We start from the raw sequence: 13,233 nt of genomic DNA on the forward strand, positions 1-13,233 counted from the left end.
AATCCCTGCAGGCTCAGGCTCAGGCTCAGGCTCAGGCTCAGGCTCAGGCTCAGGGAGGACGGTATATCGCCAGACAGTCTAGGTCCGATATCCAAGGACATCGGACGAGTCCGCTGACGTACGTGAATACCTTAAACCTTGAAACGATTGACCAGCTGATTCAGATTAACCGCAAGCTTCGACATCTCGTTGCAAGCGCTTGCAGTCTGGCTTGCACCTGCAGAACTTTGGGAGGCCAGCTCGCGAATGCTAACCAGATTGCGATCGACTTCCCGGGCGACGTGCGCCTGTTCTTCCGAAGCGGTGGCGATGAGAATGTTACGCTCGTTGATGCCCGTAATAGCTGTCGCGATCTGGTCAAGCGAACTGCTGGCATCGCCTGCGACGCTTAGGGATTCTGCAGCCAGTTCTCTGCTGGTGGCCATCGCCTTCACGGCCTGGTCAGAATCGTTCTGAATGGCCTGAATCATCTGCTCAATTTCTTGCGTAGACACTTGCGTGCGGTGAGCGAGGGCTCGAACTTCGTCGGCAACGACTGCGAAGCCTCGGCCTTGTTCACCCGCCCTAGCGGCCTCGATCGCGGCATTGAGCGCAAGCAGATTGGTCTGCTCAGCAATGGCTCTGATCACCTCAACCACTTTGGAAATGTTCTGTGCACGATTGGACAAGCCAGTGATCTGCTCGCTGGTGTCGCGCACGTTGCTCGACAGCTTTTCGATGGACTTAAGCGTCTGCGATACACGCTCCAAACCAACCTCCGTATAGCCCTGACCTTTCCTGGACTCTTCGGAAGCTGATTCGGCATTGCGTGCTACCTCGTCCACTGCAGCGCTCATCTCGGTGACAGCAGTTGCAGCCTGATTTACTTCATCATTCTGCGACACTAGGCCAAGGCTGGATTGCTCAGTCACCGCGGTCATTTCTTCCGAGGCGGCAGCCAGTTGGGATGAGGAGTCAGCGATCTGCATGATCGTGCTTCGAAGGTTCTGCTGCATCGTGGCCAACGCGCTCAAAAGCCTGCCTGCCTCGTCGGTACCGCTTACCTCAACCTCCTTCGTCAGGTCGCTTGAGGCAATGCGTTCGGCGACGCTAAGGGCGCTCCCGATGGGCGACGTAATCGTTTTGGTTAGAAGAGTTGCCAAACAAAGAGTCAGGAGCGCGACGAAGATAATCAGGCCGATGACGATGTAAAGACCTGAATCATAAACTTGCGTCGCTTGAACACCGGCAAGCGCAGCGCCTTTGTTATTGAATTGTGTTAATTCCTCGACCTGAGTTTCCATTTGGTTCGTGAGGGGACGTATACCGGTAGCGACGAGTTTGACAATCGAAGCGGTGTCGCCTGCCTTCAACAAAGGTTCCAGCAGATCCAGTTGGCTTGCGTAATCGTCGTAGGACTTTTTCACGGCCAAGAACAACTGTCGCTCCTGGTCACTCGCAATGAGGGTCTCATAGTTATAGACCGCATCCTTCATGGCTTTCCGGTAGGCAGGAAATTTGACGATGGTCTGCTGAACGGTTTGAGGATCGGCAACGGCCCGCTGGGTCTCCAACCGGACGCGAAGGACGGTGGAGTTCATCATCGCGGTTTGCCGAATACTGGGTAGCCAATTCAGTTCGACATCCTTTTCCGTATCGCGAAGCTTGCCCATCTGCAGTATGGCGATGACGCCCAAGACCACGACCAGCAAAATGATGGCCGAAAAAAACAAGGTGGCGCGTGGAGCGAGGTTTATATTTCTGAGCCGCATAGGACTTCCCACTGCAAGATGGCCAGAGGCCTGGTCTTGAAGCTATCGGCTAGAAATCGTGAAGGATTATGGCTGTTCGTCAGCTCGTTGACACCACGTCCCCCGGCGGCGCATGCGTACCATTGTCGGTTATGGCCGTTACTTACCAATGTAAGAAATACGTTATCACCAATTATGTCCTCACTGAGTCACTACTTTCCTGAATAACCTAGCGTCGCCGAGCATCTTCCAGCACACGGCGCTGCGCTTTTAAAAAGGCCTTGAGCGCGCGCGGCTGCTTCGACCCAAAGCTGCTGTTCGTGTACCCAACTGCTTCCCGTTGCTCGAAGCCATATTCCCTCTGATTTAAGAATATTAGAGGAGCCTGGCCCGCCAAGGTCGGCAGCATAAACGTGCGAACGGCGTTCTACAGCGACCTACCCGAATATTAAGTGCTATCGGGACGGTGCGTCGCCGGCACAGTAGCCATCGCAACAGTCCTGAGATAGCGAACCGTAGGCATGCCATATACCGGGTGAGGGTTCGCCAAATTCTCAGTGCACGGACAAAAAATCATCGAAAAAGGAACAAATGATGTCCGTGCTCCAGACGGCAGATCAAATGACCATGGCCACGATTCCACAACGTTTCGGGGTGTGCCGTGAGAGTTCTTCGTATCCAAGATACCTGCTCAAAAATTGCTGTCAGCCGGACATCTTTGTGGAGGCTGTGCAAACAAGATGACTTTCCGCAACCGATCAGCATCGGAGGCGGACGTGTAATCGGTTTTCTTGAGCACGAGATTGATCATTGGCTGGAGGCCCGTGCAGCAGCCCGCAATACCACGCAAGGGAGAAGCTGAGATGGGCCGACAGCGCACGATCAATGATCAAAATTTTTGGCACTCACCGAAGCCTTGCAATTGCACGACAGAAGATAAGGTGGCACTTCAGCACCTTCTGGCTGGTCCGGTGAGCAATATCACTGGAATCTACTCAATACGTCCTCTTATTACTGGAGCAGAAATCGGCTGGAGAGCGGACCAATCGCTTCAAGTAATAGTACGCCTCCAGGAAGCAGACCTCGCTAGGTTTGACCGTCAGAAAATGGTCGTCTGGGTGTATGTCTGGTGGGATCACCACAACCCGTCTCAGGTATTGAGACCCAAGCTACGAGCGCGGACAAGGCAGGAAATCTTCAAGCCGTCAAAAGTGAAGTCTTCAGTTCGCCGCTGAACGGTGGACTTATGGAAAAAATTCTCCAGCGGCTGTGCGTCCTTGATGACAGCACCCTGCCCCGCCAGTTGACCCCTTGTGTCACACCCTTTCACGCCGTTGGCCAACCTGCTGGCCAAGGCGGTGAAGCATGATCCACGACAATGCGATCAGTCTTGCCCACTCGACCTCACCCTCGGCCAAGGTCGATCCGCTGGCCACCAGCACCCACATGCCTCCGGCGCGTGTTTTCGAAGACGGCACTGCGCTCAACCGATTATTGCTGGAAGCGCCGTACATGGCGCGGTGCAGTGACGACAAAACCGCGACCCGCGTTCGTCCCCGTGAATACGCGCTGCGTTATCCCTATATGCAGGTCAATCGCCTCGGCATGGTGTCCTGGCTGGTGTTCGACCTGGACCATGCCAACGCCTTGGCCTGGGACGATGCCGGGTTGCCCGCGCCGAACCTGATGGTGCGTAACCGCAAAAGCGGCCATTCCCAGTTGTTCTATGCCGTGCCGTCCGTGTGCACCACAGAGAACGCACGGGCCAAGCCGATTCAGTACATGAAAGCGATCTATACCGCGTTTGCGGCTCGCCTCGACGCGGACATGGACTACCACGGTGGCCCGGTGGCCAAAACACCCGGTCACCCCTGGTGGGAGACGACCGAATTTCACAGCCACGTGTATGAACTGGGCGAACTGGCGAACGCGGTGGAGCTGACAGTCAAACCCTGGGCCACAGGTCCGAAGCTTGATCAGGTCAGCCATTCGCGGCACTGCATCCTGTTCGAGCAACTGCGCTATTTTGCGTACAGCATCGTCAATCGCGAGCGTGAGCTGGGGTCGTTCGAGTCGTTCATGCGCTCGCTCGATGCGTATGCGTACAACCACAACAGCTTTCTCAAACAGGGTTTTTCGGAAAACCTGCCGCTGTCGTCGATACGCTCCACGGTCAAATCCGTAGGTCGCTGGACGTGGGATCGGTACACCGGTGATCGTCGTTGCCATCGAGGCGCAATGCAGCTCGATGGCAGCCTGTCGCTCACAGAGCGGCAGAGCCTGGCTGCGCAGCGCACTAATGAGCTGCGGCACAAAGCCACAGAATCCAAAATACGCGCTGCTTGCAGGCAGCTTCAAGACCAGGGCAAGGCACTGGTCCGTTCTGCGATAGCGACTCTCGCCGGCGTTTCGGTGAGAACGGTGGCCAGCTACAAGCGCATTCTCAGGGAAATATCACAACCGGCCACTGTGAGAGTTCTCAGGCCTGCCGAGGCTGCGCCTGGGACACGTGGCCAAGTCGATTCAGCTTCCCCACAACCCACTCCGAGCCAGGCTGCAAATAGTCGCGCTCTGGGGGTGCAATCCGGTGTACATCAGATATCTGCGGTCCCGCAGGGGCCGCAAGCCGGAGAGTCTTTAAAGAGAGAACATGAGGATGGTTCATCCATAGGCATTTTGAAATTCCTATACATGAACGTTCCGCCCGAGTGGAAAGAGGATTTCGTCACTAATTCGAACTCTCGATTAACTAACAGAGAGAAGCAAGCTTGGATAGACAAGGCTATGCCGCGCTCGGACGATGATACCTCTGCGATACCTGATGAATATGGGATGGATACCGTATCGGGAAGCGTTGTAGATAACACCAACTACCAACCTAAACAGAAAGTAGTAAAAGAAAACACGACACTAGGGGGCAACGCCGTTCGATTTGTCGGAGACCCCGCCTAGCAAACGGATCGACGTCCACAACGCGCTCGTCCAGGCCATTGCGCAAAAAACACTGATTCATGATGCGCGGATGGTAGTCGACCTGATAGTCAAACAGTTCACATCCACTGCCAATTCTCCAAAATCTGCTTTTGCACTCACTCACAAATCGGCTACTCGGAGAGAGTTAAATACCTAACAAATAATTCAGAGAGCGCTTTTCACTTGGGTCCTACCTTAGATAGGCGCTCTCGAAAACTCCACAGAAAACCTTCAAAAAATGCACCATCCAGATACCCAAAACACAAACTAATTGTTATTAGCCAAATTAGATCAACCAAAGTGAGCCAAGTCATACATCGTAAGTTTTCGGACACTACGAGCATAGATCACATCAGCACGCCACACTCACCCCACCAAGTCGGCTCGTTCAAGCAAAGCTCTAACAAACCTTCTCTTAGTCAAATCTGAGCATTTGCCTCTGTAGGTTTCACTAACCAGCTCGAAAACACCTATAGACATCGTCAACAACAACCTAACAATCAAAACTAGAGTTAGTGAAATAAGAAAAAGGGTGAGCGAATATTTCGCAGCAGTTATCATGAAAACCGAGAGGTTAATATTCGACACTTTGAATTCCACGCCAGGTATTTTAAATGCGAAATTTATCATAGCCAATATAACTGGAATTGAAAGCAAGGTCTGAAACGGCTTAAGGCTGAAAAAGCTACTCAAAAAACGATCGCCCAGCTGCTTATTCTTTCTAGACTCGGAGAGCATACCCTGAACCTCATACAAATTCTTGGCCAACTCAAAATACTTATCAGGCGGGACAGATAAATTCTTTTTACGCCAAATGCCTTTGATAATTTCTCTATCTTGTTTTTTACAAAGCACATCGGAAATATTTAAGCCTGACCTTTTTAGCTTGTCATATCTGTAAGCAGGCTCATAAAAAGCAATCCAAACTGCCAAACCGACGATTTCAAAAAGAACAGCTATCATTGCTAGGCCTGTGTTCGCATCCCGCCCTAACGCTAACTCAACCAAACTGTAGAACATAAAAAATATTGTTAGCACAAAGAAAAAAACTGATATCCAATACGCGATATTTTTCGGACCATCCTTGAGAGATCTTGAATAGAACAAAGTTGAATATCTAACGGCCACTTTTTCAAAATCTGAAACTGTCAAAATCTGCACCGCAACCCCCTCTTAATTTTATACTGACTTTTTCATTACGCGTCGCTCATCATATCTTGAAAATGTCTGAAGTCTAATGGTCGAGTCAAGGGGTTGGTGCGGCCCGCAGCACCGAAGGGGCGAGGACTCGGCCCCTTGACGCGTTCGAGGCCAATAGCCTTCGCTAGGGTGACTGGGAGCGCTTCTATCCCAGGCTCCCGACGCCACGCGGGCGAGTGTGGGGAGTCCAGAGGGGCAAAGCCCCTATGCGGCGGATCGGAAACCACGGCCCGTTCTGAAGGCTGATCAACCTTCCCCTTCAAAAAGCCCTTTGCTTTTTTGTATAGCGCCTCAACGCGCCAAGTCATTTTATGAAAAAACCGAAAAATTTCGACCCATATATCGTGCCAAAAAATAGTGGTACTAGTATGGTAAGACTGTGCTAACAAGCTGGTAACTCTGTGGCTATAGCCTGTAACCATTGTGGTAGCAATGTGGTAGCAATGTGGTAACTGCATGGTAAGATTGTGTACATATTGCGGCAACTCTGTGGCAACTCTGTGGCAACTCTGTGGCATCATGGTGCGAACATTGTGTAAGTACGTACTTTCTCTAGGCGCCGAGCCGTATTTGACCATATAAAAACTCCAAGCTACCTTCTCCGTGGAAGTCATGATGATCGAGGACAGGGTGTGGTTTGAGCTACCGCGCACTTCGTGCTGGTATCTCACCGGAGCTCTTCCTCGCTTCGCTCGTCATCCCCCCTAACCTGCCCTGCTCAGGGCTCCGCCCCGAGGCCCCTGCCGCCGTGCGGCCATTAGAGTCGGAGTTTGTTATGGTCAATGGTCGTTCTGGTTCGGATACAAGGAAACGAACTGTGGTCGTTCACACTCGCTGTTTGCCCGAAGAGGCAGATGCATTGAAAGCTAAAGCTGAGGATGCAGGCATATCGTTGTCGATGTTTATTCGTTGTGCTGGATTGAGTCGCCGCATAAGGAACCAATCAGATCGCATCATCTGTGCAGACATAAAGACGTTTGCAGCTCAGCTTCGTAGTTTAGGTGGACTGCAAAAAGATTTATTTAATAGCAGCCGTGGTGCGCATTCACAGCAAACATCTGAGTTATTGATTGCGTTTAAGAATGCCGTTGACGAGGCAACAAGGGCACTCAAACGTATAGCGCCTGACGTCGAGGAAGTGGATAGCGATGATCGCTAAGATCGTTGCCCGACGAAGCGATGGAAAGACAAGCTTCCGTAGTCTATCCAAGTACATAAATAGTTTTCGGCATGGTATTGATCCTGAGACCGGTGAGGTCACTGAAGGAGCTGTGGCAGTGCAAACAAACTGCCTTTCTGAGGACACCGCATGGATTGAAATGTGGGGTACTTCGGTTCGAAGTAAGCGCACGAAAGATCCGGTAATGCACCTCGTTCTGAGCTGGTCAGAAGGAGACTGCCCAACCGATGATCAAGCTTTTGATGCGGGTAAATTTGCGCTCGCTGCTATTGGACTTAACGGTCATGAGTATCTGTCGGCCATACACCGTGATACCGACAATGCGCACTTGCATATCATGGTGAATAAGGTTCATCCAGATAGACACCGAGTACCGAAAATGTCGTATTCGAAATTCACATTGGATAAGGCAATGCGGCAGATCGAAATTGACCAAGGGTGGAAACACGACAATGGGCCTTTTTCTGTCAAAGAGGTTGACGGTAAGAAGTCTATAGATTGGACTTATACGAGTGCGGCACACCGGCTCAAGGCACGGGAAGGGAGTCGCGCTGATTTGCCAGAGAAGGCCCGGCAGCTTGAAGTTCACAGTGGTAATGAGTCGTTAGCGAGCTATGCCAAAGGACCGCCCAAAGATGATGCCAAGGCGCTAATGGAATCCGCGAAAGCTTCGTGGCAGGAGCTGCATACGATACTTGCCACTCATGGACTTGAGTTGAGACCAGCAAATGACCGAAACAACGCTTTCTACGTGGCGTCGGTAAGTGATCTCGCCCAGGCTCCGATCAAGGCATCTGAGATGGGGTTGGGTGGGGGAAAACTCATAAAGCAGCTTGGCCCATACGAGCCACTTAAAACCAGGTATTTTGACCGGGAAGCGTTAGAGAATCAGACCTACAGCAAACATCGCCCATTGCGCGATCCAACCAAGCGTGCCGACAACCGCGAGAAGCGCGCCAAAGAACGCGCAGAGTTGCGCGCCAAATATGAAGGTTCTGTCGTTGAGTGGAAGGCGATGAAAGCTCCGGCTAAGGTTGAGCTAGCCCGCACCCAGAAGTTGCGGCGTAAGGCCCTCACCGATCTACTTAGGGCAGAACGCGAAGGCATCCGTCGAAGTGGGCTAGACGGCAACCATCGCAGAGCACTTCTGTCGGTCGCAGCGTTTACCGCTGCGGCCAAACGAGACGAATTAAAAGTCATATTTAAAGCTGAAAATGCCAGTTTACGAAAAGAGCAACATCCTTCTTATCGGGAATGGGTTGCAGATTGTGCTGAGGCTGGCGATTCAGCAGCTATAGCGCAACTTCGAGGCTTTTCCTACGCAGAAAAACGCACAGGCAAACATCCGCAAGAGCCAGATGTCGCGGACGTACGGCGACCCTACTTCACGACTACTTCGGATAGCGATCTTGACCCGGCTAGGCCTGCAAGGCTTTCGGCGCGCGTTACGTGGGCTGTTGATCGTTCGACTGGTGCGGTGAACTATTCGGTAAATGACCGGCTGGCGTTCCGTGATGAAGGACGGCGCATCACCTTCAACAAGGACAGTCGAAACGATGCAGATAGTATCGAGATGGGGTTGCTGCTGGCGAAAGAAAAGTTCGGCGCTGTAGCGGTACACGGTGGCCAGGAATTCATGGATCGAGTGCTTGCGACGGCGGTGAAGCGACGGCTGGATGTGCGGTTTGCCAATCCTGAGTTAGAGCAGCAACGCAAAGAAGCAATAGAGGCAGACATTGATCAAAAGCGTCAGCGCTTCGTGGAGGATCAAAAGCAGCTCGATGCTATCCGTCAGCACGATGCCAACAAAGCGCCCTGGCAGGCCGCTATGGCGCGAGATGAGGCCCACCAGGCTCTATCAGCGCCAGCACCGGTTCGGCCAGTCCGTGATTATGTTGAGATGGATGCTGTCGAGGCTGATGTGGCTCAGTATCGGTCCAGGCTGGATTGCACATACCGGGAGTCATGGGGTGAGCGGCCAGACCTGGAGAAGACGGTCGGCTTCATTGGCCAACACATGGCGAAGGGCAAGGCCATGCAGTGGGACAATGATTTTGGCAAGAACGTAGAGCGACCATCCGAGGCTCGGCGCGATCACTTGAACAGCGATCATCCCGACGCTATTAAGTTAAGAGACGATGCTTGGAGTCAGGCTTTAAAAACGCATGGTTCATCAGTAAATGCTTGGACAGAAAAGTGCGATTATGCGAGGCAAACGTTGATGAATACGCACGTGGATAGTGAGCCAACAGCACCGAATCAGGACGATCAGCGAGCAGCACGGCAGACCCAAGCTCAGCGGTTGCAGCAGCGTAAGGAAGAGCAAGAGCGTGAGCGTCAGAGCTCATTGAACAGGGACTCGCCGGATTTGGATATGTGAGGGTGGCACCATGCTCGATAGAATGAAGTACGTGTGGCGGTTCAACCCGGAAACGCAAGATTTCGACGATGTCTTGCCGCTCGTGGTTCGTAACGACCCCGGCGCGTATTACGTCGTTCGGGACGGTTTTGGTGACTTGTGGGTGCATGATCCTTGGGGGCGTGAGTGCCATGCGAATTTTGAATATGTAGAGGTATGCGGTATGACATTCGATAGAGAGCAGTTCGACCCGGACGGGGTCGATGGGCAGCGCACAACTGAAGAACCACCCACGAGGTCGCTGTATTATTCGCTCACCCCAGAGGAGCTGGACGACCTGCGTGCAGAAATGCGGCGTGACGGCCAATTGATGAAAGAGCGGCTTGCTGTCTTAGGTAAAAGATTCTAAGGCATCTAATCAGTAGCTGATTTTTCGGCGACGCAGCGTGCCTGTAACGCTTTGTAGCGTTCCACTATCCCCCGATAGGCACACTCAAGCGGGGAGCCAAGTTGTTCTAGGTTCGGCATTATGGGCATTCCTATTTCTGGGGAAGCCAATTTTGTCGAAGATGGCCGACCGCGCCCCCTTGTAGGACGATCTATTCCAGCTTTCACCATGGCACGATTGAATGCGTCCAGGGCCAACCAAATAGCGGTTTTCTGTGCCTCATCGACGGTACACGCTTCCTCAGTCAAGGCGGTAGCTGCATAGCTCAACGTAAGAGGTAAGGCATCCAGTGATGCTTCGAGCTGCTTACGTCTGAACGCAGCATCATGGGCTGCCTTCCATGCCTTCCACTCCTCGACTTCAACCTTTGTCAGCAACTGGACTGCGTGTTCTGGCAGCTTGGTATCCCATCGGCTGATCGTGCAGACATAGCTTTGCTTTTGGTTGCCGCTCTCGGTCGTTTCATCGAGAAGGCGTACGCAAGCTACGGGGTTGCCAATGTACTGGATACCTAATGTTTTATTGTCTTGATACTTGAGCTTGAATCTCACTTTTCACCGTATCTGCTGGCAAATTTCGGGATGCTGGAGTCTACGTGACAGACCTTGTTAAATAAACATTATTATTTATCGCCTATTAGAAATATTTTCAGTACTAAAAAATATATTTTCTATTTTAAAAACAATGAGTTGATAGGGCGTTGTCCATAATAGATGGACTATAGTCCATGTCCCATTTTTGCCTGCCTTTTAAAGGATGCAGTGGGCCTATAGACTCTCTCGTGAATTCCCCCGCGAGATTTTCCAGATGGCAGGAATGCCCTTTTCACCGTGTGACACAACGGACGGCGCGAGCAGTTGCTCAGACGCAAGTGTTGGAGTGCTTAAAGCAGTCTTTGGGCCGGTCATTGACGCTTTGGCACAAGGCAATGACCCTGAAACTGTTACTACCAGCTCTAACGTGCTGGCCTCGATGTTCGTGCAGTACAACTCTGGTCTGCTGATACTGGCGTCTTTATTCGTTTCGTATATCGCCATTGTCGGGGTCGCCAACACGGCTAATGAGGGCGAAGCGATGGGCAAGGCATGGAGTTCGCTTTGGACTCCGCTGCGCATCGTGTTCGGTGGTGGAGTCTTACTGCCCGCTTCAAGCGGTTATTCGATTATCCAGATCATCGTACTGACAATTGGACTTTGGGGGATTGGTTTTGCCAACGGCGTATTCAAAGCCGGTGTGGAGAACGGGATTGTTAACGGCTCGCTCAGCAGCGTGAGTAGCCAGCTTGGATTTGGTAGTGGCGCGAAGCCGAACCCCAACTATCCGTTGTACGACATTCGCCAGTTCGGCCAAGCCTATTTGGCGTCGAGCTGGTGCGCCCGATCCCTCAATGCAATTTATAGGTCGCTTGACCAGCCTACCGCTGTACAGGCGCTTTCCAAGCCTGACTCCAAGGTACAGGACGGCATAGGACGACAGGCTGCGATCTACCTCATCAAAGATAGAAATGCGGCCACCAACCTTGGCGGTGGCACCCCAATTTGTGGGTCGATTAAGGTCTATAGCTTTAGCGTCCCTGCGGAACTGGTGACGACCTCAACCTCTACGAGTTCAATTTTCGATCCTGCTACGATTACCAGCAACAAGGCCGCGATGCAGGCAGTACGCCATGCCACGCTTAACGCCAAGATCGCCGCCATGAACAAGGTGATGGCCGATATTGATGCATGGGTTAACACCTGGCCCACGGATATAACCAAGACCGGATGGGATGCTGTTAAGAGTGACCGCTTTAACTCCATTATCAATCAAGCCCAAAATACGCTTACTCAAAATCTAACGTCGCAAATGACGAATGATAAGACGCTACAAAAAATAATGGCGAAGTACGTCGAGGATGTGACTAAAGACGGTTGGGCGATGGCTGGGGGTTTTTATCAGCGCCTCTCTGGAATTCGGCAAGAGATGGGAGCTATGTTTGCAGAGCCTGTTGCGGTTGCAACGCAGCCGAACCTGAACATGCTGCCTAGAGGCCCGGGGGGCCAGTTAGCGTTAAACAGCTATCAGACTGTATATCAGGCAATCATTAGCAAGTCGCTTGATGGCTCAAACTATAAGCAGCCCGTCACGCCCAATGCAGCAGACATTAAAGCGGCTTTAGCGCCGGCATCGCTGGATGATTTGAACATCGATACCTTGGGTAGTCGTGGCGACAGCATTATGAGCAACTTTATCGGCTGGGGTATGGAGCGAGTTACGGCCACGCTAATTGGTACAGACGGTGATGTTGATGCAATTGCGCGGATCAAGACGACTGGTGATGTTCTGGCACTTATGCAGGCATCCGCCATCACAACAAATCGCATCGTGCATACTGCGCTATCAGGCGCTAAAGCGGTAGCTGCTGGGGTTGGGTCAGTATCATTTTTCGGAACTAGTATTGATGCAACTCCGTTGGCTGACACATTGCTTGAATGGGTTGTCTATAATTTCTTAAAGCCACTTGTTGAAGTTGCTAGCTGGGTAGGAATACTAGCATTTTACTTTGGTGTTTTTCTGCCATCTCTGCCCTACACCATTTTCATTATTGCCGTGGTCGGGTGGGTTCTTGGTGTTCTGCAAGCAGTTGTGGCTGCGCCACTTTGGGCGCTGATGCACATGACGCCAGAGCGTTCTTTTGTCGGTTCGCAGATACAAGGTTATTTAATGCTGTTATCGCTGTTTGCTAGACCTGTACTGATCGTTTTCGGTTTGTTTGCAGCGATGGCAATAGCAAATCCAATCCTGCTGTATATCAGTAAAGCGTTTTGGGCAATGCACGCGGCCAATGTGACCAGTGCGGAATCTTTGGGCTGGTTTGTTGAGTTCTTCCAATGGCGCAACTGGTTAATCATGTATGGCCTGCTATTGCTGCCTGTTATCTACATGATCTTTGGGTTGTCGCAGACTTTGCCAGATGTGGTCTTGAAATGGATCGGCATCGGCATCGATTCTATGGGATCGACACAGGCCACTAGTGAGATGCGAAGCAACACAGAAAAATTTGGGCCAAGCAGCTTGGGCAATGGCTCTACCGGTGGCGGGAAAAAGCCAATTCCCGGTGGGGGGACGTCTGGCCTTCAACATAAAGTTGGTGATGGTGATGGTGGTGGCCGTAGTGGCCAGAGCGGTGCATCTAAGTTACTTAGTTCAGGCCCGCAGGGGGTCGCCCCGTCCGGGGCTGATGATGATGGGCCTATCGGATTTGGTGGCGGATCGTTTGCTTCTGAAACTTCACCAAAGACTAGTGGCCGAGATGGCAACGTTAACAATGACAAGCCGATTATTACTTAAAGGGGACTGTAAC

Annotated in this window: 8 protein-coding genes and 1 pseudogene; 6 read left to right on the forward strand and 3 right to left on the reverse strand. The window is 51.9% G+C overall.

Annotation, left to right across the window (positions count from 1 at the left end; all coding sequences use genetic code 11):
• Positions 1 to 131 precede the first annotated feature (131 nt).
• Positions 132 to 1,751: a methyl-accepting chemotaxis protein gene (locus tag ONG87_RS17360; RefSeq protein WP_056843720.1), complete on the reverse strand. Its 1,620-nt coding sequence runs from the start codon at positions 1,749 to 1,751 to the stop codon at positions 132 to 134.
• Between the two features lie 640 nt (positions 1,752 to 2,391).
• On the opposite strand from ONG87_RS17360, the gene ONG87_RS17365 reads away from it, so the two are divergent.
• Entirely contained in the window at positions 2,392 to 2,592 is a 201-nt protein-coding gene (locus ONG87_RS17365) for an AlpA family transcriptional regulator (protein ID WP_192152093.1), read from the forward strand.
• A gap of 503 nt (positions 2,593 to 3,095) precedes the next feature.
• Positions 3,096 to 4,394 (forward strand): annotated as a pseudogene (locus ONG87_RS17370) (replication initiation protein); the annotation flags it as partial.
• Positions 4,395 to 5,069: 675 nt separating this feature from the next.
• On the opposite strand, the gene ONG87_RS17375 reads toward ONG87_RS17370, so the two are convergent.
• The gene (locus tag ONG87_RS17375; RefSeq protein WP_192152094.1) at positions 5,070 to 5,864 is read right to left on the reverse strand and encodes a hypothetical protein; all 795 of its coding nucleotides are present in this window, start codon (positions 5,862 to 5,864) and stop codon (positions 5,070 to 5,072) included.
• An 814-nt stretch (positions 5,865 to 6,678) separates the two neighbouring features.
• Here ONG87_RS17375 and mobA point away from each other — a divergent pair.
• Genes mobA through ONG87_RS17390 form a run of 3 tightly spaced genes read left to right on the forward strand, consistent with a single transcriptional unit; the run spans position 6,679 to position 9,851 of the window.
• Positions 6,679 to 7,062 carry a plasmid mobilization protein MobA gene (mobA, locus tag ONG87_RS17380; RefSeq protein ID WP_199868957.1) on the forward strand — a complete coding sequence of 128 codons (384 nt, stop codon included), beginning with the start codon at positions 6,679 to 6,681 and terminating at the stop codon, positions 7,060 to 7,062.
• Entirely contained in the window at positions 7,052 to 9,463 is a 2,412-nt protein-coding gene (gene traI, locus ONG87_RS17385; protein WP_264381734.1) for a TraI/MobA(P) family conjugative relaxase, read from the forward strand. The genes mobA and traI overlap by 11 nt, the downstream gene beginning before the upstream one ends.
• A 10-nt stretch (positions 9,464 to 9,473) precedes the next feature.
• On the forward strand, positions 9,474 to 9,851 hold the full coding sequence (locus tag ONG87_RS17390; protein ID WP_192152096.1) for a hypothetical protein: 378 nt from the start codon (positions 9,474 to 9,476) through the stop codon (positions 9,849 to 9,851).
• Positions 9,852 to 9,856: 5 nt separating this feature from the next.
• Here ONG87_RS17390 and ONG87_RS17395 read toward each other — a convergent pair whose 3' ends face one another.
• Entirely contained in the window at positions 9,857 to 10,441 is a 585-nt protein-coding gene (locus ONG87_RS17395) for a hypothetical protein (protein ID WP_264381735.1), read from the reverse strand.
• 328 nt (positions 10,442 to 10,769) lie between these two features.
• Here ONG87_RS17395 and ONG87_RS17400 point away from each other — a divergent pair, with 328 nt between their 5' ends.
• A complete protein-coding gene (locus ONG87_RS17400; RefSeq protein ID WP_264381736.1) occupies positions 10,770 to 13,220 on the forward strand; it encodes a DotA/TraY family protein in 2,451 nt (816 codons plus the stop codon).
• Positions 13,221 to 13,233 lie beyond the last annotated feature (13 nt).

The organism is Pseudomonas sp. MM227 (genome assembly GCF_947090715.1).
Taxonomy (GTDB): Bacteria; Pseudomonadota; Gammaproteobacteria; order Pseudomonadales; family Pseudomonadaceae; genus Aquipseudomonas; species Aquipseudomonas baltica.